The sequence below is a fragment of the Virgibacillus senegalensis genome, assembly GCF_000821245.2.
Classification (GTDB): domain Bacteria; phylum Bacillota; class Bacilli; order Bacillales; family Amphibacillaceae; genus Sediminibacillus; species Sediminibacillus senegalensis.
This window is the reverse complement of record NZ_LN611425.1, coordinates 1,588,456-1,614,656: the sequence shown is the minus strand read 5'-3', so window position 1 is coordinate 1,614,656 and position 26,201 is coordinate 1,588,456. Positions and strand designations below refer to the sequence as shown.

Below are 26,201 nucleotides of genomic sequence, written 5' to 3'. Positions count from 1 at the left end.
AACAATGACAAATAGCTAGTCCAAAAGTACTATTTATGTAATATGAATGCAACGTTTATGCGGTTTAATAAAATTTTTGTAAAAAAAATGATGCAAAATTGTATGAAAACTTGTATAATTCAAAATGTGGATGTAACATCTGCAAAAATATTTAGAAAATTTAATCTAAGGGGAGGTCATTTACTTCATGAGAAAGGCAAATTGGCTATTGCTTGCAATGGCACTACTACTAAGTGTTTTCCTTGCAGCATGTTCCGGCGGATCAAGTTCCGAGGAGAGCAGCAGCGGTGATGACACATCATCGGAAGAAGGTACTGAAACAGAAGAAGGTACTTCAGAAGAAGGCGGAGAAGCTAGCGGCGAACAGGTATTGAACTTGCTTGATAGCTCGCAGATTCCTACAATGGATTCTTCTCACGCAACTGACGCAGTTGCATTCCAATACTTAGGGGAAACAATGGAAGGTCTATACCGTCTAGGTGAGAATGCTGAACCCGTCCCAGGTATTGCTGAAGGTGAACCGGAAGTAAGCGAAGACGGTTTGACTTGGAACATTAAACTACGTGAAGATGCAGTTTGGTCGAATGGTGACCCAGTGACTGCCCACGATTTCGTTTTTGCTTGGAGACGGGCAATTGATCCAGAAACTGGATCCGAATATGGTCCGTTCATGATGAATGACGTATTGTTAAACGCTACTGCTATCAACAATGGTGAAAAAGATGTTGAAGAGCTAGGCGTAGAAGCAGTAAGCGACTATGAATTGGAAATTACTTTGGAAAAGGCAGTACCATATTTCCACAGTTTGCTTACATTTGGTACTTACTTACCTCAAAATGAAGCGTTCGTTACAGAACAAGGCGACGACTATGCGCTTACTTCTGATAACTTACTTTATAACGGTCCTTTCGTGCTGGAAGATTGGGATCCGAAAGCAAATGAGCAATGGACGCTTAAAAAGAACCCAGACTACTGGGATGCTGATACAGTTCAACTGGAAGAAATCAATGTGAGTGTCGTAAAAGAAACTAGTACCGCAGTTAACTTGTATGACACTGGTGAGGTAGACCGTGCTGGATTAACTGCCGAATTTGTTGAACAGTATGCTGGTACGGAAGATTATCGTACACTTCCTGAACCTACATTGTTCTATCTAAAGATGAACCAGGCAAATGAATATCTTGCTAACCAAAACATCCGTAAGGCGATTGCCATGGCAATCAATAAACAAGATTTGGTTGACGTAATCCTTGCCAATGGGTCGATTGTATCTAATGCAGCTGTACCGGTAGATTTCACGACTCATCCTGATTCTGGGGAAGATTTCCGTGATATCAATGGTGACTTGCTTACTACTGATAAAGAACAAGCCAAAGAGCTTTGGCAAAAAGGTCTTGATGAGCTGGAAGTTGACTCTATCGAGCTTGGCTACCTAGGCGGCGATACTGAAACTGCTACAGAAATGGATGCTTATATCAAGAACCAGCTTGAAGAAACACTTGAAGGTTTGACTGTCAAAATTTCTTCTGTACCATTTGAAGAGCGTATTGCAAGAGATGAAGCTTCTGATTACGACATCCAAAATTCAGGTTGGGGTCCTGACTATCTTGACCCAAGCACTTGGTTGAACATGTGGACTTCAGACAGCCCATATATGACAATGAACTATGATAATAAAGAATATGATTCATTGATCAAAGAAGCTAATAACGAGTTGTTAACAGATCTGTCTGCACGTTATGACAACTTCCTTGAAGCTGAAAAAGTGCTGATGGATGATGCGGCAATTGCTCCATTGTACCAGCGTTCCCGCGCTTACTTGTGGAGACCATCTGTTAAAGGCGTAATTTTCAATCCAATGGGGGCAGACTTCTCATATAAGTGGGCTTATATCGAAGAATAAACTTGATAGTTATGAGATGATGTTATACCTCTTTGGTAGAGGAGAGGAGAGTGTACTGCCAGCTGCTTGCCGGCGTATACTCTCTTTTTCAGTTTAACAAGATTGTTAGAATTATTAGAAGATTAAATATAATTCTGCTAGATTAGGAGGGGATAGGGATGTCGAAATATATACTGCAGCGGCTTGGCTATATGCTAATTACCATGTTTTTAATTGCTACATTTTCATTCTTTCTCATGAAAATGCTGCCAGGCTCACCGATGAAAGCGGAGGAGAAGCTTTCAGAAGCACAGTTGGAAATCCTTTATGAAAAATATGACTTAAATGACCCGGTACCCGTACAATATATCAATTATTTAGGCAACCTTGTTCAAGGAGATTTAGGTGTATCATTCCAGTTAAATAACCAGCCGGTAACCGCATTGCTTGCTAACAGGATTCCTGTTTCGGCACACTTAGGTTTCCAGGCGATGGTTCTTGGTACCATTGTCGGTATGCTGCTAGGATTAGTGGCGGCAGTCAGAAATAATTCCTGGATTGATTATACGTCGAACGTCATTTCGGTAATCGGTATATCGATTCCGTCGTTCATATTTGCCGGCTTACTCCAATACTTTGTCGGTGTTAAACTAGGGCTTTTGCCAATAGCTTTCTGGGATGGCTTCAAGCACACCATAATGCCGACCATAGCATTGGCGATTTTCCCGCTTGCGATTGCAGCGCGTTTTCTGCGTACAGAGATGATCGAAGTACTTGGTTCGGATTACATTGTAACCGCACGGGCGAAAGGTGTTACGAACGGTGGCATTATGTTCAAGCATGGCCTGCGTAATGCTTTGATACCTTTAATTACGGTAATGGGACCCATGGCAGTTAGTCTTATGACCGGTACACTGGTTATCGAACAAATTTTCTCGATTCCTGGCATTGGGGAGCAATTTGTCACTTCAGTAACGACTGATGACTTCCCGGTTATTATGGGTACAACCCTTTTCTTCGCCTTCTTCTTCATCTTGATAATACTTGTGATCGATATACTATACGGAATCATTGACCCGCGTATTCGATTAGCAGGAGGTAAAGACTGATGGATAAAGAAAAGTTAAATAAAGATTTGTTTGTACCTGCTAAAACCGATGAACATGAAAGTGAACAAATTCAACGACCCAACTTGACTTATTGGCAGGATGCCTGGAGACGTTTGAAATCAAACAAAGGTGCTATATTCGGATTGGTAGTAATCTTGCTTATTGGGATTATGTCCATAATTGGTCCACACTTTAATGATGACGGTGTTGATGATCAGGACTTAGGGTTGTCCAAATTACCACCCCGGGTGCAGGGATTGGAGTCCATACAATGGCTGCGCCTTGACGGTACAAAATCGGAAACCTATGAAGCAGCCAATGTCGATGCAGCTAAAGAACGTATTCGTCAGCGTTTTACTCAAAGAGATGATGAATTCATCACTTATGATGTAAAGCGTGAAGGTGATGGAAGTGAAGATTCTGCAAAAGTGACTGGATTCTACCATGTTTATGAAGCAAAAGATTTGCAGGATGAGTACTTTTGGTTTGGAACGGATACGCTCGGGCGTGACTTGTTTACACGTACGTGGTATGGAACGAGGATCTCTTTGTTGATTGCATTTGTGGCTGCTGCAATCGACATGCTGATTGGTGTAGCTTATGGTGGTATTTCCGGCTACTTCGGTGGCAGGACAGATAATGTTATGCAACGTATTATCGAGATACTTGTCGGAATTCCGAACCTTGTTGTGGTTATTCTGATGATTATGATACTTGATCCGGGTATCATAGCAATTATCATTGCATTAACGATAACGGGCTGGACGGGAATGGCCAGGATTGTCAGGGGGCAAGTACTCAAGCTGAAGGGTCAGGAGTTTGTGCTGGCATCTCGGACTTTGGGATCCTCCCATTCTAGAATACTATCGAAGCATTTAATTCCAAATACACTAGGTATGATCATTGTTAATACAATGTTCACTATCCCAAATGCCATTTTCTTTGAAGCGTTCTTGAGTTTCATCGGTTTGGGACTGCAACCGCCGGATGCATCGCTTGGTACATTGATCAACGATGGTTTCAAGGCGTTGCAAATCAATCCGCATATTATGATTTTCCCTGCGATTGTCATTTCATTGATTATGATCGGATTTAACATTTTGGCTGACGGACTTCGTGATGCGTTAGATCCGAAGATGCGTGAATAGGAGGCATGTGCTGACATGGAGAAGGTTTTAGAAGTAAATGACTTACACATCTCCTTTGATACGTACGGTGGAGAAGTGAAAGCAGTACGCGGTGTTACCTTTGATCTTAAAAAAGGAGAAACATTAGCGATTGTAGGGGAATCGGGTTCCGGTAAGTCTGTAACCACTAGAGCACTCGCAAGATTGATTCCCTCTCCTCCAGGCCGGATTAAACAAGGAGAAATATTGTTTGATGGAAAAGATTTAGCAAAACTGAAAGAAAAAGAAATGCAACAGATTCGCGGAAAAGATATTTCAACGATTTTCCAGGATCCAATGACATCATTGAACCCGACCATGAAAATCGGAAATCAGATTATGGAAGGGCTCATCAAGCACCAAAAAATGAGCAAGGCACAAGCAAAAAGCCGTGCAATTGAGTTGCTGGAACTGGTAGGACTTCCAAATCCAGTCGAGCGGATCAACCAGTATCCGCATCAATTCTCAGGCGGGCAGCGGCAGCGGATTGTCATTGCTATTGCACTGGCTTGTAATCCGAAGATTTTGATTGCAGACGAACCGACAACAGCATTGGATGTAACCATCCAAGCCCAAATCTTAGAATTAATGAAAGATATCCAAAAGAAAACAGAAAGCTCGATCCTTTTCATCACCCACGATTTAGGAGTCGTTGCCAATGTCGCTGATCGTGTAGCGGTCATGTATGCCGGCAAAATTGTGGAAATCGGCACGGTAGACGAAATATTCTATAATCCGAAGCATCCATATACTTGGGGATTGTTGGGTTCGATGCCGACGCTTGATAATAAGGAAGATAACCTTATTGCTATACCGGGATCACCGCCGGATATGCTCAAGCCGCCAAAAGGTGATGCTTTTGCTCCACGGAACGAGTATGCGTTGGAAATTGACAAAGAAATGGAGCCGCCGATGTTCAAAGTATCGGATACACATTATGCGGCGACATGGCTCTTGCACGAATATGCACCGGACATCGAGCCACCTGAGGCTGTTAAGCGCCGGATGAAGGGCTTCGCCCAGACAGGAGCCGGCAATTCAAAGGAAGGTGAACGGCCGTGACCCAGGAAAAGTTATTGGAAGTAAGTAACTTAAAGCAATACTTCAAAACTGGCAGGCACAGTGTAGTAAAGGCAATAGATGGAGTATCATTTGATATTTATAAGGGAGAAACTTTCGGGCTGGTGGGCGAATCAGGTTGTGGCAAATCGACAACCGGTCGTACGATCATTCGCTTATATGACGCTACTGACGGAAATATCAAGTTCAAGGGTGAAGACGTTCATGGAAAGAAAAACAGCCAGGATTTGAAAAAGTTCAACCAAAAAATGCAAATGATTTTCCAGGATCCCTATGCTTCTTTAAATCCGCGTATGACTGTCATGGACATTATCGCAGAAGGATTAGATGTCCATGGGCTAGTAAAAAGCACACAGGAACGGAAACAGAGAGTAGAGGAATTACTGGAAAAAGTCGGACTGAATAAAGAACATGCCAACCGTTATCCACACGAGTTCAGTGGTGGACAGCGTCAGCGTATCGGGATTGCCCGGGCATTGGCTGTGGATCCGGAATTTATCATTGCCGATGAGCCTATTTCCGCATTGGACGTTTCCATTCAGGCACAGGTTGTAAACTTGTTGAAAGAGTTACAGAAGGATCACGGATTGACCTATCTATTTATCGCGCACGATTTGTCCATGGTAAAATATATTAGTGATCGTATTGGCGTAATGTATTTTGGAAAGCTGGTGGAATTGGCAGATAGTGATGAGCTGTACAAAAATCCACTACATCCATATACAAAGTCGTTACTTTCGGCGATTCCGCTGCCAGACCCTGATTATGAACGGAACCGCCAGCGGGTTCCATACGACCCTAGCCAGCATGATTCAAGTGAAGAGCCCGAATTTCGGGAAATCTCTCCTGGTCATTGGGTATCCTGTACAACCAAAGAGTTTGAAGCATATAAGCAAGAGTTAAATAAAAATGGAAAATAGCTGGTTGACATAAATGGATAATAAAGAAGGCCGTTCGAAGGAACGGCTTTTTTCTTTTACTCCATGAATACCGCTTCTTTCGAAGAGTTCGATAACCTGGAAATCTTAATAAGGAAGTTTTTATCCTAAATAAGGATAACTCAAACTGTTTCATTTTTATTGAGGAGGGTATGGGACCAACAGACAGAAATTGTGAAAAGACCTTAAAATTATCCAAAACTACTTCCACGAACAACCGTATTTCTTTTATAATGGAAGAATAAAAACAATGTACATATTAGGGGTTTGATTTGGATGGGACATAACCAATTAACGACAGTGATGATAGCCCTGTTCCTGCTACTTTCCACACCGATGCTAAGAGTGGATGCTGAAGAGGGAACGAAGACAATGAAGCCGCATCAGCAGAGCATGAGTAGTCTTGAGGCATACGAAATTCCCGATCGGTTTTCACGGTTTGTTTATAATTCCGGCCTGAAATTTAACTATCCAGATGCGGTAAGAGGAATCTATGTAACTGGCAATACTGCTGGCGGAGAACGCTTTGACCAGATGATCAAACTTGTAAAGGAAACAGAGCTGAACAGTATGGTAATTGACGTAAAAGAAGACCACGGGTATGTTACATTTTCCTTTGATGGAGACTCTCCTTATTCTGATGTTGGTACTAATTATATCAGTGATCCGGAAAAGATGCTGAAACGTCTGGAAAAAGAAGGGATTTATCCGATTGCGAGAATCGTTGTATTCAAGGACTCAGAGTTGGCAAATAAACGTCCAGATTTATCTTTTACAAAGAACGGAAAAGTATGGACAAACGGCAAAGGGGAAGCATTTGTAAACCCATTCCAGAAGGAGGTTTGGGATTACAACATTGAATTAGCAAAACAGGTGGCGGAAATGGGATTCCAGGAAATCCAGTTTGACTATGTACGCTTTCCCGAAGGATTTGAAAAGCGGGACAAGGAGTTGGATTATAGCCTAGGCGATTATTCGGATTTGGAAATGAACGGTGTAAAAAAACGAGTGAAAGCAGTAACAGATTTTGTTTCCCATGCAAGAGAAGAGCTGTCGAATTATGATGTCGATGTATCTGTCGATATCTTTGGTTATTCAGCCACTATTGAAGAAGCTCCAGGAATCGGACAAAATTTCGCTAAAATTGCTGAAAATGTGGATGTGATTTCTTCCATGATTTATCCAAGCCATTGGACATCCTTTTTCGGGATTGACAATCCGGATGAGGAACCTTATCAATTAGTTAATGAATATGCAAAGGTGGAAAATGAGGTATTGGGTAGTTTGGAAGAACCGCCTCTATCCAGGCCGTGGATTCAAGACTTTGAAGCACCTTGGTTATATAGCGGCGAACCGAAACAATATGGAAAAGACGAAGTAGAGGCTCAAATAAAAGCGCTAAATGAGAATGGCATCCAGGAATTTCTCATTTGGAATTCAGGAAGCAGTTACACAGAGAATGTTGATTATACACCTTTGGATGAATAAATAATCCCTGCCGGAAATACCGGCAGGACTTTTACTTTATGAAGCAGACTTGATAATTCTCGTGATTAAAAATGGATTTTTCGGGAAACCCTAACTGGAGCCTTTGTGAGGATTTAACAATTGAAGGATATTTCGTTATAATAAGAAAGACTACGAAAACAAGGAGTAGATCAATGAACTGGTACGAAAAGCTAAACAAGTATTTTCCGGTAGAAGAGATGAAGTCTCAAAAGCATATGGAAATGCTGTTAAAGGAGAAAGGCGACGTCTATTATAAGGACGAAGGACCCCATCATGTGCTTATGTTCGCAGAATTCAAATCGTTCATCTTTATCGATTATGTCTATGTTTCTGCAGCCTCCCGCGGGCAAGGGTTGGGGCATCAATTAATCGAAAAGCTGAAGGCAAAGAACAAGCCGATTATCCTGGAAGTGGAGCCTGTAGATTATGAAGACAGCGACTCGGAAAAAAGGCTGAAGTTTTATCAAAGAGAGGGCTTTGTTCATGCACAGTCGATCGGCTACAATCGCCGCAGTCTGGCGACAAACGAGGAAAACCCAATGGAAATTTTATATTGGAGCCCGGATAATCAGGACGAAGAAGAAATATATAAACAAATGAAAAAGATGTATGAAGATATTCACACTTATAAAGATGAAGAAATTTATGGAAAATCCTATCAACCTGTAGATGAAGTGTTGACCTACGATAATGATCGTGAAGCAGAAGACATATTTGATGCATTAAAACAGTCTGAAGGTGTTTAAACGCTGGATTTCCAAAAGCTGCCCCCCACATTTCAGGGCGGCTTTCTTCTATTCCTTAAAAATGACGACCGGGATCGACTTAGCGATAATCGGGTGTTCGTTTGGGAGTCTGGAAAAATTAAAAAAATTTTTTAAAAAAAGGTTTAATAAAAATGAACCCGGGGTATTTTAAATATAACTTTACCTCATTTTGTGACACCTTTTAGAAGATGGCAAATTAATTCACCGATTTGCATAAAAACCTACCTTCATATTGACAAGTATAGTATACTATACATAGAAGAATTATTTAAAGTAATTTTAATTTAATATCTTCTTCAAAATCATGAAATGACGATAAATAATCTGCGCTATGAGGAGTGAAGTTTCTATGGTAACACTTTATACCTCACCAAGTTGTACATCTTGCCGTAAAGCAAAAGCATGGTTAGAAGAGCATGATATACCATTCAGTGAGCGGAATATCTTCTCGGAAACCTTGACACTTGATGAAATTAAGGAAATTTTGAGAATGACAGAAGATGGAACCGATGAAATAATTTCGACAAGATCTAAAGTTTTTCAAAAACTGGATATGAATCTTGATCAACTTCCAATGAAAGACCTCTTTAACTTAATTCAAGAAAACCCTGGTCTTCTTCGCCGTCCAATCATTCTCGATGAGAAAAGATTGCAAGTAGGCTACAATGAAGATGAAATTCGCAGATTCTTACCTAGAACTGTCCGTACTTTCCAATTGCGGGAAGCACAAAGAATGGTTAACTAATATAGCATAAGAGGCGCGGGTCTTTTAAACAGGACCTGCGCTTTTTCTATCTTCGGGAATAAAATACCTGACACCTGGGCCAGCAAATCGGCAGTTTCCTCTAAAAAAGGACTGCCATTTTTTACAGTCCATTCTTTAGCAGTGAAGGGATGACATCTCGAATAAAATAAGCTAAAATAATAAGTTATAAGCATGTATTCGCTTATGTGCTTGATAAGGAAATACTCGTAGTTTTTTTGAAATTATAGGCTTTTATATTTTCAAAAACAATTTTTTTATCATAAAATAAAGATAAGAAGCTGTTGCTTATATTTGAGGGTTGATGGATACTCGTAACGGGTATGGAATTGTAGGATAACAAATAGGTGAAGTTTTTCTCTTCCACCTAATAATAAGTAGAAGGGAGAGAGAAGAAAATGGAAATAGAACGGATTAATGAAAATACAGTCAAATTTTATATTTCTTATATGGATATTGAAGATAGAGGGTTCGACCGTGAAGAGATTTGGTATAACCGAGAGCGGAGCGAACAACTTTTTTGGCAGGTAATGGATGAAGTCAACTATAAGGAAGATGACTTCAATGTTGATGGTCCATTATGGATTCAAGTCCAGGCATTGGATAAGGGTTTGGAGATTGTGGTGACAAAAGCTCAATTATCCAAAGACGGGCAGAATCTCGAACTGCCAACGGAAAATGGCAAGACCATCGATATGCCGGTTGATGAAAAGATCGAATCAATGCTGGATGAAAAGTTCGGCAGTTCCGAGAATGCAGGCCATGACACCAATCATCATTCTGAAGATGATGAGGAGGGTAATTTGTCGTTCGTGGTAAGCTTTAAAGATTTTGAAGATGTCATTCAATTGAGCCACTATTTTACGGACACAGAAGGGCTGACCGATCGTCTGTATCATTTTGAGGATCAGTACTTGTTGTATCTGGAGTTTGAGGAAGACTTCATGACGGATGATGAGCAAGAAGACATTTTGAGTCAGCTGCTTGAGTTCGGGAATGAATCCACGATTACCATCCATCGACTGGAAGAGTATGGAAAGATCATATTTGCAGAGCGCGCTCTTTCCCAAATTAAGCAATATTTTTCTGCGAAGTAAGCAAAGCATTCGACAAAGTCGAATGCTTTTATTTTCTTTATTTTTTGTAAAAAGATGTTTTCCCTCAGCAGGAATCATTCCTTAAACAACGAATCCTTCTTATAGGAATGGTTGTTATCCTTTTTCCTGCTTCGTCGTATGCTACGCGTCCCTCACGCCCACCACTGCACTCTCCTTAAAAATTCGTTCGATATTTGCTTCCATATTTTCACTACTCCAGAGACAGTCAAACGTTCGAGAGAGTCCTTACAAAGAAAGGAGGTGTAAAGTAAGTATGCTGCAAGCTTACAATCAGGCTGGCGAACCTGTTATCCTTGCTTATTTGGATCGATCTACTGTCGAAACCATGCGAACGCAGCAGAGCTTTTATTGTCCTGTTTGTGGAGAGAGAGTCGCAGTGAAAGCAGGAAGGAGTAAGATTGCACACTTTTCCCACAAACCCCACAGTAACTGTTCTGTTTCTAAAGGGGAAGGAGAATATCATGAAAAGGGGAAGCTGCAATTGTTTGAATGGCTTGTTGATCAAGGACTGGAGGCAAATTTGGAAAAGCATCTGCCGGAAATCAACAGAAGGGCGGATATTCTGGTTCGTATCGGCAAAAAAGCGGTAGCTCTCGAATTCCAGTGTGCAGCACTGAACAGGAAGGAGCTCAGCGAGCGGACAGATGATTACCGCAAACTAGGTATCGAACCGTTGTGGATATTAGGTGGAAATCGATTAAAAAGAACAGGAGCAGCTCAAATCAGGATGACATCGGTTGACCAGTCCTTTTTAAGCTGTTATCAAGAAAATGATCAGCCGTTAATCAACTTTTTTTGCCCGAATAGCCGTCAATTTTGCCTATTTCGTCATGTTCAATCGAGTGGAAACGGCCGCTTTCATGGAGACCTGCATTTTCTTTCCTTAAACAAATGCCGTATTCTATATCTATTTCACCCATCCTCCAAGCAGGACACGGCCAGCTTTTGGTACAACTGGCTGAAGGATAAGCAGATGTTCCGCACAAAACCACCTCCAAACCGACAAAGCCGTCAACAGTTATCATGGAGTAAATGGCTTTATCAAAAAAAATACCATCAAAGTCTATTGCCTAGTTTAATCCATCTTCCCGTTACTGGACAATACAGGATGAAAACGCCGCCATGGAATTGGCAAAGCAGGCTGTGCCTGGATTTTTTAGTACCATTGCCCGTACAACGGGTTGTCCCCATCAAGCCGATTTATCGTTTATTACATGATGTCATGATGCCCCCATCCGATTTTCCTCTTATCAAGTGTTCAGCGGATCCTGTCCGAGAATATCTAGAACTTCTGGAAAAACTCGAAATCATCTCCTTCGTGAATGAACAAGAAATACAAAAACAAATTCCGATTAAATTTCCTGAAAACGTGGAACAAGCCTTACATGATGACAGGATGATTATCCAATTCCTAAAACTAAAAAACAATCTGACTTCTCAAGCATCAACTCGCATGATTGAATAGAAAAAGCGATATAATAAAAAAGGATCTTCCTGTATTAGGGAAGGAGTTTGTGAGATTTATCGAGAATTGGGAATGGATAACAGAAAAACAATCAAGGAGGAATAGGTTTTGGCACAAGCGAATAAAGAACTGCAAAGCCGTGAACAAGTACCATTAGAAAAAACTTGGAGACTGGAAGATATCTTTGTCATAGATGAAGAATGGGAAAAAGAATTAGAGGCAGTCAAAAACAAGCTGCCAGAATTCAAGAACTATCAGGGAAAGGTAAGTGATTCGGCGGATACATTGTATAGCCTGCTCAAATTACAAGACGAAGTTTCCGAACGTTTAGGCAAGCTTTATACATACGCTCATATGAGGTATGACCAGGATACCACTAATTCCTTATACCAGGCATTGAATGCGAAGGCGGAGAACCTGCTTACCCAGGCATCAAGTGCCATGAGTTTTATCGTTCCGGAAATTTTGTCTCTGGACGAGGAAAAGCTCAAAGCTTTCATCAAGGAGCATCAGGAGTTAAAACAGTATGAGCACACTTTGAATGAAATAAACAGGCAGCGACCGCATGTTTTATCGGAAAAAGAAGAGGAACTGCTTGCAGAGGTTTCGGAAGTAACTGATAATCCGTCCCAGACGTTTGGAATGCTTAATAACGCGGATTTAACCTTTCCTTCCATCAAGGATGAGGAAGGCAATGAAGTCGATCTTACGCATGGTCGTTATATCAACTTCCTGGAATCTGATGATCCAAGGGTGCGAAGAGATGCCTTCAAAGCGATGTATGAAACATTCGGCAACTTCAAAAATACGTTTGCTTCCACATTGAGTGGTGCGGTCAAAAAGAATAATTTCTACGCCAAAGTAAGAAAATATGATTCTGCACGCCAAGCAGCTCTGGATAACAACAACATCCCGGAAGAGGTTTACGATAACCTGATCAGTGCAGTGAATGAAAGGCTGCCGCTATTGCATCGCTATGTTGAATTGCGAAAACGCGTGCTTAAGCTGGAAGAATTGCATATGTATGATTTATACACACCGCTGGTTAAAAACGTCAACATGAAAATTCCATATGAAAAAGCACAGGAAATGGTGTTAAAAGGATTGGCGCCACTTGGGGAAGAATACACCAACACCATTAAAGAAGGTTATAAAGACCGCTGGATCGATGTCGAAGAAAACAAAGGCAAGCGGAGCGGTGCGTATTCCTCCGGTGCCTATGGAACAAATCCTTACATTCTATTGAATTGGCAGGATAATTTAAACAACCTATTTACACTTGCACATGAACTGGGTCATTCCATGCATAGTTACTATTCTAGAAACAATCAGCCATTCCGTTATGGGAACTATTCCATTTTTGTCGCAGAAGTGGCATCCACTTGTAATGAAGCCTTGTTAAATGAGTACCTTATCCAAAACACCGAGGATGAGAAAGAGAAGTTGTTCTTGTTGAACCACTTCCTTGAAGGGTTCCGCGGCACGGTGTTCCGTCAAACCATGTTCGCCGAATTTGAACATGACATCCACGAGCACATGCAAAATGGAGAAGCGTTAACCGCTGACAAATTGACGGAAATGTATTATGAGTTAAACAAAAAGTATTTCGGAGATCAATTGGTGATTGATGAAGAAATAGGACTGGAGTGGGCAAGAATCCCACACTTCTATTACAATTACTATGTTTATCAGTATGCAACCGGCTATTCCGCGGCTACTTCGTTAGCTTCTCAAATCTTAAAAGAAAAACAACCTGCTGTCGACCGGTATTTGGAATTCCTGAAGGCTGGAAGCAGTGATTATCCGATTGAAGTATTGAAAAAGGCGGGTGTCGACATGACATCAAAGAAACCGATATTGGATGCGCTGCGCGTATTTGAAGAAAAGCTTTCCGAAATGGAATCACTACTTGATCAGGTAGAATAATCTAAAAAGAGCAGACACCTTGGTGTCTGCTCTCTTTACCATCGGCGGCTCTTGAAACGGGAATAACCTTTAAAGGCATTACGGTAGGCTAAGGAAAAAATGGTTAAATAAATGGTAATAAATAAGAGGGGGAGCGTAAGGAATATCGGCAAAAGCCTCATAAAACCTAGCAGGTTGAGAAAGAATGCAGCAACTGCACCGAGGAAGAAGATGAAAGGGAGAAAGTTTGGCATGCAGACACCTCCTTTATGATGCGTACAGAAAAGTGTATGCAATCTGGGTTGCAGATAGAAGTATGACAGTTTTGTGAATACATGAGCAAAACTGTTGCTTACCAGTATGATTCTTGATATATTTTATTTGTGAGATAATTAACAAACAATACCCCTTTGTTTGACTTAACTTTCTCCCATCCCCCTTTGTCTATAGAACATAGACTTTTGGAAGGATATACATCGTATATCCTTCCTTTTTGTTTATCTGCTTCCTTTTTCACAAAAGTAGAAACGATTCTTTACATAACATCGGGAAGAATTCTCATCATGGTACAAACTTCAGAAAAGCCGAGTGCCTACTAGCTTGGCATGGAAAACGAAAAAACAACCTGACGAATTGCCAGGTTGTTCATGCTTATTTGTCCAAATATAAGAAAAGGGAATCAGCCTTTAACGTGACGGTAAAAGGTTCCATATTTGACGGGAACTTTTTCTACCATTTGTTTCAATTGAAGTTTTTTCATTTCTTTTTCCGTTTTCTCCTTTGACCAGTCATAGACAACGGATATTTCCTTGTTGCCGACAAAACCGTAATAAGAAATAAATTCCTCCAACTCTGGTTTCTTAGCCGGAGGCGGGTCCATCTGCAACATTTGCTTCAATACCTTGACATAAATTTCATAAGGGTAAAGTCCAGAGACTTTCAAGCCGCCTTCTTCTTCGGATTCATTAAAGAATACCATTGTTGGTATATACTCGACTTCCATTTCTTGCGTTAACTTCAAATCACACTGCAGAGCTTTTTTAGCAGAATTGGAATACAAATCCTGCATAAACTCTTGAACATCCAGGTTTACTTCTTTTGCGCATTCAATCAACGTTACTTCCTCGGATACATCACGTTTATTCAAAAATAGCTTTTCCTGGACTTTACGTAAAAAGTTCCTACCGGCTTTTTTTCCTTGCAACTCTGCCGCTTTAATGGCGATCGAGGCCAGCCAAGGCAGATTAATCGGGTTCTCCAGCCATAAATCGCCGTCACAGCTCATACCGGTACGGGAGGCGGTCCGTTCCCAAATTTCCTTTAACTTTTTTGGCTTATCGAATTTATCTTTATTCAGAACGGTTAATTGGCCGCTTAGAATAGGACGAATGGTGAAAAACCTGCCATATTCGATGGAGAGCTTTTTTAAGCTTGGTTCCAAAGACCAGCATTCTGGACACAAAGGATCTACGAAAACATAGATTTCAACCGGTTTTTTCAGTAAATCGAAAAAACCATACTGCGCCGCGTTTTTTGTATCCGAATTTCTAGTTGGCCCAGTCGGTTTCCAGCTCACAACGATTCTCCTTTCTCATCCTCAGGTGTATTCATCATATGCGTTGCTGTCATTGCCAATCGTTCAAAAATGGCACTACGATAGGGCTCTTCCACTTCGGCTTCTGTCAAGGCTTGATCCATGCACTCCAGCCAGGCGTCGCGCCGCGTAGGAGTAATCGGAAACGGTAAATGCCGTCTCCTCAGCATCGGATGCCCGTGTTCTTCCGTATATAAAGCAGGACCGCCGAACAGCTGTGTAAGAAACTGTTGTTGTTTCCTGGCGGTTTCGGTTAAATCATCTGGAAAAATCGGTGTTAATGCCGGATGTTTTGCCACCCGTTTATAAAAGGCTTGAACCAATTGTTCTATCTTTTCCCTGCCGCCAATCGCTTCATACAGGGTACCTGAATCAGTCATGTTTCATTTCCTCTCCAACTTTACAAGAAAATCACTTCGTAAGTGTTCCCATAGCCTGCTCTTGTTTTCAGCAACAGTAGAAACAAGCTCAACAAGATTTTTCCTTATTGTAACAATTGCCGGTTATGTTGGGCAACTTATCTGTTTCCCATCGAGTCGTAGAACCTTTTTATCTTGTTTGGAGTAGGTTTTTTCCTTATTTCCAAACGGTCTAGCAGCTGATCGAATACATGCTGGCCATGCTGCCGGTCTTGTGCTTCTATTTCCAATTCATAATCAGAATAGCCGTTATAAGTGCTATGGTCCAAGACCACCAAGGTTTCCTCGTATTCGGTTTCGATTCTTCTGGTGGTTAATTTACCGCCATACGTCAACGCGGCAAAGTCTACGCCAAGATGATTAAGCTGAGCAGCAACCTTTGGTTTCGGAATGATATTCCCGCTGATCCAGGATTCTGCCTCTTGTTCGGTCAAAGTGTCGTGTGTTTCCAACAGGCCTTCTGGATGTGGTTCCTTCATGGTTAACTGCCAGTGACCATTTTTTTCTCGAATGCGCAAGGCAGCTCCATGTTGCTTTAAATCAAAATGAGGTGTTTCAAAATAGTGATTGGTTTGGCTTACCGCGTTTGATTCATCTACTTGTAAAAATTCGGCAAGACGAAGGTATTCAGATTTTGTCAGCAAATTTTTAAATTCGATTTCTATTTCCTGAGCCATGATTATTCCTCCTGTTTTAAAGAGTTCTTGCACTCCATTATGGGCGATAAAAACAGTTAATTGCAAAAGAAGCCGCTTTGGGATTTCCGTAAAGCCGCGTGTTCGATATGCTAATCTGTCAGGTGTTTTATGATACAATTAATAAAGATGTTGTGTTAAACAGAAGGTACCAGTAAGCAAGCTGATCGAAGGTGGTGCGTAACACGTGAATTGGGAAGCTTTTCTTGCGCCTTATGTGCAAGTAGTAGAAGAACTAAAGGTAAAGTTAAAAGGTATGCAGGACCAATTTGAGTTTGAATCCCGGCATTCTCCGATTGAATTTATCACTGGAAGGGTAAAACCAGTACCAAGCATCCTGGAAAAAGCCAACCGGAAAAAAGCGGATTTACCAGGTTTGGAGGATGAAATCCAGGACATCGCCGGTGTCAGGGTTGTATGCCAATTCGTTGATGACATCTACACCGTCATCGATATGCTGCGAAACCGCAAGGATTTTACCATCATCGAGGAGAAGGATTATATTTCTTCCAAAAAGGATAGTGGTTACCGTTCTTACCATATGATTATTAGCTATCCAGTGGAAACGATCCATGGTGAAAAAAAGGTGATTGCCGAAATCCAAATACGTACACTGGCAATGAATTTCTGGGCGATCAACGAGCATTCTTTAAATTATAAATATGATGGCCAAATCCCTTCAAACATTAAGGCAAGGCTGAAGGGAGCTGCTGAGGCAGCTTTTAAGCTGGACGAGGAAATGGCGAAAATCAAGGACGAAGTTCAGGAAGCACAACGAATTTTCCATAAAAACAAAAGCAGTCGCTAGAAGGAGGGCGAGACCAGTCATGAAGTTTGCAATTACGTCAAAGGGCGATACAAAGTCAGAGGAACTGAAAGCAATCATCAAACAATATTTGATTGATTTTGAATTGGATTATGATCAAGAAGAGCCTGATCTGGTCATCTCCGTCGGAGGAGACGGAACTTTCCTGGAAGCATTTCATACATATATCTACCGTTTGGATAAAACAGCATTTATCGGAATTCATACTGGTCATTTAGGCTTTTATGCTGACTGGGTTCCGGATGAAGTAGAAAAACTGGTTATCGAAATTGCCAAGAACCCGTTCCAGGTGGTGGAGTATCCATTATTGGAAGTGACGATTTGCCCGAAGGATGGTGGAGAGAACGACCGCTTTTTGGCTTTGAATGAATGTTCGATAAAAACAGCGGAAGGATCCGTTGTATTGGATGTGGAGATTAAAGGGGAGCATTTCGAAACATTTCGCGGGGACGGCCTTTGTATTTCCACTCCGTCTGGGAGTACGGCATACAACAAAGCATTGGGAGGCGGTATTATCCATCCCTCATTGGAATCGATACAAATAACCGAAATGGCCTCCATCAATAACCGGGTGTTTCGGACAATCGGTTCGCCGCTGATCCTGCCGAAACATCATGCTTGTGATTTCCGGCCGATTTATGACAAAAGTTTTTTGATTACAATTGATCATATTACAAAAAACTATGCTAACGTTGAACGGATTATATGCAAGGTTGCGGAAGAGAAAATCCGTTTTGCAAGGTTCCGTCCGTTCCCGTTCTGGAAACGGGTGCACGATTCGTTTGTAGCAGATGAAAGATAATTTAATGGTGAAAAGGTGAGAAACTTGAATTGGAAAATAACATCGGAGCATGAAGGCATGCCAATCAAAGAATATCTTCAGCAAATTCAAGGCTTTTCACGGCGGATATTGCGATCTGTGAAGTTCGGCGGGGGAGCAATTTTGAAAAACGGACAGCCTGTGACAGTCCGGCAGGTGCTCAGTGAAGGTGATGAGCTGGCGGTAGTATTTCCGCCAGAAAAACGCGGCAGCCATTTGATAGGAGAGAACCTTCCGCTGGACATTGTTTACGAGGATGATGACATCCTAGTTTTAAACAAACCTGCCGGCATCGTGACCATTCCTTCAATGCTGCATCCGACTGGAACCATTGCCAACGCACTGATCGGCTATTACGAACAGCAGGGTCTTGATTATACGGTTCATGTTGTAACCAGGCTTGATCGGGATACATCGGGGTTACTTTTGGTGGCGAAACACCGGTTCAGCCATTCCTTATTGTTTGAGAAGCAAAAAACAGGAAGCGTGAAACGCAGCTATTATGCGTTGGTAGAAGGGGAGCTTGAAACAGCCAACGCAACCATCAATGCTCCGATTTCCAAAAAGGAGACTTCCATGATTGAACGGGAAGTAACGGAAAACGGGAAGCATGCCATCACCCATTACCAATTAATTCGGCATACAGCAGGCGGAAGTCTCGTAGACGTCCGGTTGGAAACAGGAAGGACGCATCAAATCAGAGTCCATTTTGCCCATATCGGACATCCGTTAATGGGAGATGATTTGTACGGCGGGCATAAGGATAAAATGGCAAGGCAGGCACTGCACTGCAAGACGCTAGCTTTTCATCATCCTGCTACCGGAGAACTGCTTGAGTTCTTTGCACCGATGCCAGAAGATATGAAAAAAATATTAAACAACTAGAAGCGCACCAGGTGTACTCCTGCGTGCGCTTTATTTAATGATACGGGAGTAGATATGAAAAATTACTGTTTGTTTCATGTGCAAAATCCTCTAGTTGCAAACATTGATTAGGAAAACTAATCAAAAGAGCGGAATTTTTCTTCGACAAATGGCTGCCTGGATGGCACGGAGACCGTCTTTTCCTCTGGGAGGCGAAAAGCGGTTAATTTGTTTCCGAATACACATCCGGTATCGATGTTGATCGTTTTGTTGACGATTCTCGGTTCACGCACGGGCGTATGTCCGTATACTATCCAATCCTCCCCTTGATAATGCTGTGCCCAGTCACGCCGCACCGGCCGTCCATCTTCATGCGTTTCTCCTGTAATATCACCATATAACACGAACGTCTTTACTTTTTTTCCTGTTTTTCCGATTAAATCCTGACGAATACCGGCATGGGCGATAACGGCATTTGCTTCAGGAATTTGCAAATAAAGCGGAGCACCTTCATATAAATCCATGAAATGATGGCGGAGCATTTTTTGCTGCTTGCTGTCCAGGGCTTTGTATTCAGCCACGGTTGTTTCCAGGCCGTGTTGCTGCTTTACGTTATTCCCTAAAAAGTAACGATACAGCTTGTTGCAATGATTTCCTGGTACATATTTTGCTGAATGATGAACTTGTACCATTTGATAAACCAACTTGACGACAGAAACAGAATCCGGGCCGCGATCGGTCAAATCTCCAATAAATACAGGCAATCTTCCCTTAGGATGAACAGGCAGGCCATCTTCCATCTTGTAGCCGAGCTCCGAAAATAATTGCAGCAATTCTTCGAAACAGCCATGGATATCACCGATGATGTCCAGTTTCATCATAATCTCTCCTATACAAGGTTGTTTTTTCAAAAATAAAAAGGTGAAAAGCTATATCCTAGCATTCCACCCTGATGATTAATCAAACATGTATTGTTTTGTACGCGATCGGATATTCAATGCAAGCCCGATTGCAAGCATATAAGTCAATGTCGAACTCCCTCCATAGCTTAAGAAGGGAAGTGGCAGTCCGGTAATCGGCAGCAGTTGAACCGACATCCCGATGTTTTGGAATATTTGAAAAGCAAACATCCCGATAAAACCGGTGATGATAAAACTACCGAACTCATCATTACTTTGCAACGCTATAAAAATGAGTCGGTAAATCAACAAAAACAACAAGGTGATGACGATACTCGCGCCAACAAATCCAAATTGTTCAGCGATCGCAGTGAAAATCATATCGGTTTGCCTTTCTGGAACATCCACTTCAAAGTCCCGCATTCCTTTTCCAGTCAGTTGGCCGGATCCGATAGCGAGCATGGCCTTTTTTAACTGATATCCTGATTCGGTATATTTTTCCGGATCAAGCCATCCATAAAAACGACTTTCTACGTGCTTGAATACCCCTTCTTCCAAAGCTGTTCCGACCGTGTCGGGAAATATGAACGACAGACCGATCGCTGCTCCGATAAGGAAAAGTCCAAGAACACAAACTGCCAGCAGGACACGCCAACGGATACCAGAAACAAGTACCATACTTGCCACAATGGCAGCCAGGACAAGGAAGCCGCCTAAGTCCGGTTGAATGGCAATCAGTCCCATGGGAGGCAGGCTGATTAATGCTATTTTTGCTATCAACCATATGTCACTTTTATTTGTCCGGATTTTATACTTTTCATTATGGCTGACCATGATATGCGCTAACATAATCACCAAAAACACTTTGAAAAATTCAGCTGGTTGTATTGTGCCTATTCCTGGAATGAAGAACCAGCTTGTAGCGTTATTAGCTGTATGGATAATCTGGGGAGGGAAATGGAAGAACAGCATGAACAGTGTTACCATTCCTACCCCGTATAAATACCAGGAGATATGCCGGAAGCGATCATAATCAATCCACATAACTCCGCCAATAACCACCCCGCCCGCAATATACCAGGCGATTTGTTTCGCAAAGTAGTTGTCCTGCGCTTCGCTTCCTAAATAAGGCTGAACAGAAAAAAGCGTAAAGCAGCTGACGATTCCCAGTAAAATGACGATAAATATCAATGTATAATCTATAGTTGAATTATTGTTTGAATTCATAAGGTTCCCTTTCTTTTCTGACTGTCCTTTAGCTATTAACGGGCAGGCATTTAAAATCCGGTGTAAAGATTTCGTTTATGAGTTGAAACGAAACGGTCTTTCTTGTACATTAAGATGAGGTTTTCACACCTTATCAAGCAAGAAAGACAACAGTGAAATGCAAAAAAGTATCTGTTCATGATAAATTCCGATAGAATATAGAATAAATTACTTTTTGAATCAATGAAAGTAAAAAGAAGTCAAGCCCATACAAAGTTCAGTTTACATCAATTCGGCTATTTTTTTAAGCGTTGTTTTTATTCTCTTTACAAAAAATATAAAAGCAGAGCCTTTTGTTCACGTTTCTGTCGTTGACAAAAATCAAACGGGCACTTACGATAATACTTTCTAGACGGTAAGGGGGTTGTATGGATGGAGCACTTAGATGAACAAGAAAGAGAACAGTATTGGGAGAAAATCCAAGACGCTTTATTTAACCAGCAAATCGACCAGTTTCGGGCAGAGTTTCTCGAGCTGCATCCTTACGATCAGGCGAAAATCTTCGAAACGCAATCGGGGGAGATACGCCAGCAGATTTATTCTTATTTGTCTTCGGAAGAAATTGCAGAAGTAATGGAAAATATAGCTATAGAAGATATCGAACCGTTCTTTATCGAAATGACAACTGCTTTCGCAGCAAACGTGTTAGCAGAAATGTCCACCGACGATGCGGTAGATATATTGAATCAGTTTGATAAAAACAAGGTAGCCAGCTACCTGACGATCATGGATAAAGAAGCTGCAAATGAAATCAAGCAGCTCTTGCACTATGAGGAAAAGACGGCAGGAAGTATCATGACGACGGAATTTGTCGTGCTGAATGCAAACCAGACCATTAAAGAAGCAATGAAGCACTTACGTAGGGAAGCGCCGGATGCGGAAACGATTTACTACACCTACGTGATCGACAATGAAAAACGATTGGTCGGCGTATTGTCGCTTCGTGATTTGATCATTGCGGAAGGGGACTGGATGGTTTCAGAGGTCATGAGTGAGCGAGTTGTCTCGGTACCTGTCGGGGAAGACCAGGAGGACATTGCCCAAATGATGCGGGACTATGACTTTCTGGCATTGCCAGTGGTCGATTTCCAAGACCATTTGCTTGGCATTATCACGGTCGATGATATCATGGATGTTATGCAAGAAGAAGCCAGCGATGATTATTCAAAACTGGCGGGTATTTCGGATGTAGATAGTCCGGATGACAGCGCGATTGCCTCTGCCAAAAAACGTCTTCCCTGGCTGATTATCCTGTTATTTTTGGGAATGCTGACAGCAAGTCTGATTGGTCGGTTTGAAGAAACACTCGACCAAGTCGCCATCTTGGCTATTTTCATTCCATTGATTGGCGGAATGGCAGGAAATACCGGGACACAGGCATTGGCAGTAGCTGTAAGAGGTATTGCCACAGGTGAATTTGAAAAGCAAGGAAAATGGAAAATGATTGTCCGCGAGGCAGGAACCGGACTTATTACTGGTTTGTGCTGCGGAACGGTTATAACATTGGTCGTCTATATTTGGCAAGGCGACATTTATCTTGGCTTATTAGTTGGAATTTCTATCATGGCCACCCTTATCGTGGCCACCATTGCCGGTTCCTTGATTCCAATCATGATGCACCGGTTGAATATTGATCCCGCAGTAGCTTCCGGGCCATTTATCACGACAATCAACGATATTATTTCGGTCTTGATATATTTTGGAATGGCTACAGCATTTATGAATTTACTAATACATGGATAGGAGGTTGAAAACATGGAGCATGGAGAATCCGTAACCTCCCTGGTAATTGTCATTTTGGCTGCATTCTTTACACCAATTTTAATGCATCGGCTGCGTCTGAAAGCCATACCTGTAGTGGTGGCGGAAATCATCGTCGGATTAATCATTGGGCACAGCGGCTTTAATATTGTAGATGACAGTACCTGGCTGGAGACACTTTCAACATTGGGATTCATTTTCCTCATGTTTTTAAGCGGGCTGGAAATCGATTTCTCGATATTCGCCAAAAAAGGCAGAAATAAACGCAACAGTAATCAAATAAACAATCAGCCGAGTGCTGTGTGGGTTGCTACTATGGTATTTCTGGCAATTTTAGTTTTATCATTGCTGTTGTCCTATTTATTTGTCCTGGGCGGGTTCATCGATAATATGTTCTTGATGACCTTGATTATTTCCACCATTTCCCTTGGGGTTGTGGTGCCTACCTTAAAAGAAGCCCAGGCAATGAAAACGACGGTAGGACAGACAATTCTGTTGATTGCTGTCATTGCCGACTTGGTAACAATGATTCTGCTTGCGGTATTCGTTTCATTTTATGGAGAAGAATCAGGCAACATGTGGTTACTCCTGATTTTATTTGGTGCCGGGGTATTGTTGTACTTTGTCGGCAAACGATTCCGAAACCAAACCTTCTTGGAAACCATGTCGAAAGGGACAATCCAAATCGGTACGCGTGCTGTTTTCACTTTGATCATTTTCCTGGTTGCCCTGTCGGAAACAGTAGGCGCCGAAAATATTCTAGGAGCGTTCTTGGCAGGTTCTCTGGTTTCCTTGCTTTCGCCAAATCAGGATTTAGTACAAAAACTGGATAGCTTCGGCTACGGTTTTTTGATTCCGATCTTTTTTGTCATGGTTGGTGTCGAAATGGACCTCTGGTCATTGTTCAGCAATCCAAAAGTACTGGCATTGATTCCATTGCTTTTTGTTGCACTACTGGTATCTAAGCTTGTACCGGTGCTGATCATGAAAAAATGGTATGACTGGCGGACGGTCATTAGTTCTGGGATGATCCTAACAACGACGTTATCCCTGGTGATAGCCGCAGCCACCATTGGAGAAAGAATGGGAATCATCGACGATCAGATGGAAGGAGCATTGATACTGGTAGCTGTGCTGACCTGTTTGGTGACTCCGCCGCTTTTTAAAAAGTTGTATGTCAATCAGACAGAACCAGATCATAAGCAAGTCGTTTCCTTTATCGGTTCTAACCAGGCGACATTGCCTGTTGTCCGGGAATTGGATAACAATTCATTCGAAATTTATATGTATCATACCAAAATGGAAAAAATCGATGATAAAATCACCAGATCGATTTTCGATATTACCCAGATGGAAAATTATGATATTGATTTAATGGAAGAAATGAATGTCTTCGATGTCGACATTTTGGTTGTATCCACAGGGGACGAAGAAAAAAATGCGGAAATTGCTTCCTATGCGAAGGAAAAAGGTGTAGAGCGTGTCATTGCCCGTATAGAAAAACCAGGGATCGATAAAGAGTTGAAGGAAAAGGGAATCGATGTGTTCTCTGTTTTGCTTTCCAGCAAAGCGCTGCTCAAAGCGCTGATTGTGGCGCCAAGCGTCGTGGATATTCTGACAGAGCAGGAGAGCGCCCTCTATGAGATCAATATGAATAACCCAATGTATCATGAATCGCTAATAAGGGAGTTTCCGTTTACTGGCGATGTTATCATGGTCCGGATTTTCCGCGGTAAGGATTCCATCGTACCGCACGGGGATACCGAATTGCGGTTGGGGGACCATCTTATTGTAACAGGGTCTTCTGAGTATGTAGAAGAACTTCAGGAATTGTTGGAATACGGTGTATAAAAAAATCCTGTCCGGGTCCCACTCCGGGCAGGATTTTTTTAACTGTAGCAAGAATGATTAGTTTAGCTCAAAAAATAAAAAAGGAGTCGATTTGCATGCAGGCGATTATACCGCATATTACGATCCCGAATTGTGGCGAGGCATTAACGTTTTATCAGGAGGTTTTCGGAGGAGAAATTAAAAATACCCAACTCGCGGACGGAATAGAAATGTTCAAGGGACATGAAGGAAAATACATACACGCAGAACTCCATGTCGATGATAGGAATGTATTTTATTTCGTCGATGTTTTCGGTGATGCCCCTGAAAAAGGCAGCCAAATTGAAATCAGCCTCGCCCTGGAAAGTGAGGAAGAAATTCAGCATGTTTATCAAGCATTATCAAAGGATGGGAAAATCACCATGGAGCTTCAGGATACATTTTGGAATGCTCGTTATGCAAAGGTAGTAGACAAGTATGGTATCCCTTGGGAACTGAATGTGCAGAAAGCATAGTAGACAGGAAAGCTTATCGTTTTTCCAAAAATGATTGTGTTTGCTTGTAATATTCGATAATATAGTTATAGCATCAGGTACTAATAACTAGTAATAATAATTTTTGAGAAGCAACCCTCAAGGAGGAAGAAATGATGAAGTTTTCACTGGAAGGCCGCACTTATGTGGTAATGGGAGTGGCCAATAAAAGGAGTATCGCTTGGGGAATAGCCAGATCCCTTCATGAAGCTGGGGCAAGGCTTATTTTCACTTATGCCAATGAACGGTTTGAAAAGCCGGTAAAAGATTTAGTATCCACTTTGGAGGGACAGGAAGCACTTTTTTACGAGTGTGATGTTACCAACGATGAAGCAGTCAATGCTACATTCAAGCAAATCGGCGAGGACGTAGGAACCATTCATGGACTAGCTCACTGTATCGCATTTGCAGACAAAGAGGATTTGAAGGGTGAGTTTGTCGAAACAAGCCGGGACGGCTTTTTATTATCTCAAAACATCAGTGCTTTCTCCCTTGTGGCTGTCACAAGAGCGGCGGAAAAGCTAATGATTGATGGAGGTAGTATTGTAACCATGACTTATCTGGGCGGAGAGCGCGTCGTACAGAACTATAATGTCATGGGAGTCGCGAAAGCAAGCCTTGAAGCAAGCATGAAATACTTAGCCAACGACTTAGGGAAGCGTAACATTCGCGTTAATGCCATATCGGCTGGTCCGATCCGTACACTGTCTGCAAAAGGAATCGGCGATTTTAACAGCGTATTGAAGCAAATCGAAGAGAAAGCTCCGTTGCGCCGGACAGTAACCCAGGAAGAAGTAGGCGATACTGCTTATTATTTGATGAGCGATCTTTCACGGGGAGTAACAGGGGAAACGATCCATGTCGATTCCGGTTTTAACATACTCGGCGTTTAATCAAAGGAAAATCAACGGTATGAATAGAGAAGAACGCATGCCAAGGGGAGGCCACTGAAAAACTGAAGGTTTTTGAAAAGTGGAATTTTAAAAAAGCGG

Annotated in this window: 23 protein-coding genes; 18 read left to right on the top strand and 5 right to left on the bottom strand. The window is 41.9% G+C overall.

The window, feature by feature from the left end; all coding sequences use genetic code 11:
- The first annotated feature begins 187 nt into the window (after positions 1-187).
- The 11 genes from BN1067_RS18975 (at position 188) to pepF (ending at position 13,723) form a co-directional block, all read left to right on the top strand.
- Positions 188-1,903, top strand: coding sequence for a peptide ABC transporter substrate-binding protein (locus BN1067_RS18975; protein WP_053220363.1), 1,716 nt, complete (start codon positions 188-190; stop codon positions 1,901-1,903).
- Between the two features lie 158 nt (positions 1,904-2,061).
- On the top strand, positions 2,062-2,991 hold the full coding sequence (gene opp3b / locus BN1067_RS18970; protein ID WP_053220362.1) for an oligopeptide ABC transporter permease: 930 nt from the start codon (positions 2,062-2,064) through the stop codon (positions 2,989-2,991).
- Entirely contained in the window at positions 2,991-4,139 is a 1,149-nt protein-coding gene (opp3C, locus tag BN1067_RS18965; protein ID WP_053220361.1) for an oligopeptide ABC transporter permease, read from the top strand. The genes opp3b and opp3C overlap by 1 nt, the downstream gene beginning before the upstream one ends.
- 15 nt (positions 4,140-4,154) lie before the next feature.
- A complete protein-coding gene (locus BN1067_RS18960; protein ID WP_053220360.1) occupies positions 4,155-5,219 on the top strand; it encodes an ABC transporter ATP-binding protein in 1,065 nt (354 codons plus the stop codon).
- On the top strand, positions 5,216-6,157 hold the full coding sequence (locus tag BN1067_RS18955) for an ABC transporter ATP-binding protein (RefSeq protein ID WP_053220359.1): 942 nt from the start codon (positions 5,216-5,218) through the stop codon (positions 6,155-6,157). Before BN1067_RS18960 ends, BN1067_RS18955 begins: the two co-directional genes overlap by 4 nt.
- 294 nt (positions 6,158-6,451) lie before the next feature.
- Entirely contained in the window at positions 6,452-7,663 is a 1,212-nt protein-coding gene (locus tag BN1067_RS18950) for a putative glycoside hydrolase (protein WP_053220358.1), read from the top strand.
- Between the two features lie 173 nt (positions 7,664-7,836).
- Entirely contained in the window at positions 7,837-8,430 is a 594-nt protein-coding gene (locus tag BN1067_RS18945) for a GNAT family N-acetyltransferase (protein WP_053220357.1), read from the top strand.
- A gap of 370 nt (positions 8,431-8,800) precedes the next feature.
- Positions 8,801-9,196: a transcriptional regulator SpxA gene (gene spxA / locus BN1067_RS18940; protein WP_026571105.1), complete on the top strand. Its 396-nt coding sequence runs from the start codon at positions 8,801-8,803 to the stop codon at positions 9,194-9,196.
- Positions 9,197-9,612: 416 nt separating this feature from the next.
- On the top strand, positions 9,613-10,311 hold the full coding sequence (mecA, locus tag BN1067_RS18935; RefSeq protein WP_053220356.1) for an adaptor protein MecA: 699 nt from the start codon (positions 9,613-9,615) through the stop codon (positions 10,309-10,311).
- A gap of 274 nt (positions 10,312-10,585) precedes the next feature.
- Positions 10,586-11,797, top strand: a complete 1,212-nt coding sequence (locus BN1067_RS18930) for a competence protein CoiA (RefSeq protein ID WP_053220355.1) — start codon at positions 10,586-10,588, stop codon at positions 11,795-11,797.
- Positions 11,798-11,905: 108 nt separating this feature from the next.
- A complete protein-coding gene (pepF, locus tag BN1067_RS18925) occupies positions 11,906-13,723 on the top strand; it encodes an oligoendopeptidase F (protein ID WP_053220354.1) in 1,818 nt (605 codons plus the stop codon).
- 658 nt (positions 13,724-14,381) lie between these two features.
- Here pepF and BN1067_RS18915 read toward each other — a convergent pair.
- The 3 genes from BN1067_RS18915 to BN1067_RS18905 all read right to left on the bottom strand — a co-directional run bounded on the left by BN1067_RS18915 (position 14,382) and on the right by BN1067_RS18905 (position 16,392).
- Positions 14,382-15,278, bottom strand: coding sequence for a ClpXP adapter SpxH family protein (locus BN1067_RS18915; RefSeq protein WP_053220352.1), 897 nt, complete (start codon positions 15,276-15,278; stop codon positions 14,382-14,384).
- A complete protein-coding gene (locus BN1067_RS18910; RefSeq protein ID WP_053220351.1) occupies positions 15,275-15,676 on the bottom strand; it encodes a globin domain-containing protein in 402 nt (133 codons plus the stop codon). Before BN1067_RS18910 ends, BN1067_RS18915 begins: the two co-directional genes overlap by 4 nt.
- Positions 15,677-15,813: 137 nt before the next feature.
- Complete coding sequence (locus tag BN1067_RS18905; protein ID WP_053220350.1) at positions 15,814-16,392, bottom strand: CYTH domain-containing protein; 579 nt, start codon at positions 16,390-16,392, stop codon at positions 15,814-15,816.
- 205 nt (positions 16,393-16,597) lie between these two features.
- Between BN1067_RS18905 and BN1067_RS18900 the strand changes: the two genes are divergently transcribed.
- The 3 genes from BN1067_RS18900 to BN1067_RS18890 are packed head-to-tail and all read left to right on the top strand — an operon-like array spanning position 16,598 to position 18,941.
- Positions 16,598-17,218: a GTP pyrophosphokinase gene (locus BN1067_RS18900; protein ID WP_053220349.1), complete on the top strand. Its 621-nt coding sequence runs from the start codon at positions 16,598-16,600 to the stop codon at positions 17,216-17,218.
- Positions 17,219-17,237: 19 nt separating this feature from the next.
- The gene (locus BN1067_RS18895) at positions 17,238-18,038 is read left to right on the top strand and encodes an NAD kinase (RefSeq protein WP_053220348.1); all 801 of its coding nucleotides are present in this window, start codon (positions 17,238-17,240) and stop codon (positions 18,036-18,038) included.
- A 15-nt stretch (positions 18,039-18,053) separates the two neighbouring features.
- Positions 18,054-18,941 (top strand): RluA family pseudouridine synthase, encoded by an 888-nt coding sequence (locus BN1067_RS18890; RefSeq protein ID WP_324777964.1) that lies wholly within the window; start codon positions 18,054-18,056, stop codon positions 18,939-18,941.
- Between the two features lie 116 nt (positions 18,942-19,057).
- Here BN1067_RS18890 and prpE read toward each other — a convergent pair whose 3' ends face one another.
- Positions 19,058-19,798, bottom strand: coding sequence for a bis(5'-nucleosyl)-tetraphosphatase PrpE (prpE, locus tag BN1067_RS18885; RefSeq protein ID WP_053220347.1), 741 nt, complete (start codon positions 19,796-19,798; stop codon positions 19,058-19,060).
- 78 nt (positions 19,799-19,876) lie between these two features.
- Positions 19,877-21,046: an FtsW/RodA/SpoVE family cell cycle protein gene (locus tag BN1067_RS18880; protein ID WP_053220346.1), complete on the bottom strand. Its 1,170-nt coding sequence runs from the start codon at positions 21,044-21,046 to the stop codon at positions 19,877-19,879.
- A gap of 411 nt (positions 21,047-21,457) precedes the next feature.
- Here BN1067_RS18880 and mgtE point away from each other — a divergent pair, with 411 nt between their 5' ends.
- The 4 genes from mgtE (at position 21,458) to fabI (ending at position 26,102) form a co-directional block, all read left to right on the top strand.
- Positions 21,458-22,828, top strand: coding sequence for a magnesium transporter (mgtE, locus tag BN1067_RS18875; RefSeq protein WP_053220345.1), 1,371 nt, complete (start codon positions 21,458-21,460; stop codon positions 22,826-22,828).
- A 12-nt stretch (positions 22,829-22,840) separates the two neighbouring features.
- Positions 22,841-24,697 (top strand): monovalent cation:proton antiporter family protein, encoded by a 1,857-nt coding sequence (locus BN1067_RS18870; RefSeq protein ID WP_053220344.1) that lies wholly within the window; start codon positions 22,841-22,843, stop codon positions 24,695-24,697.
- 95 nt (positions 24,698-24,792) lie between these two features.
- Entirely contained in the window at positions 24,793-25,191 is a 399-nt protein-coding gene (locus BN1067_RS18865) for a VOC family protein (protein ID WP_053220343.1), read from the top strand.
- Between the two features lie 134 nt (positions 25,192-25,325).
- Entirely contained in the window at positions 25,326-26,102 is a 777-nt protein-coding gene (gene fabI, locus BN1067_RS18860; RefSeq protein ID WP_053220342.1) for an enoyl-ACP reductase FabI, read from the top strand.
- Positions 26,103-26,201: the final 99 nt, after the last annotated feature.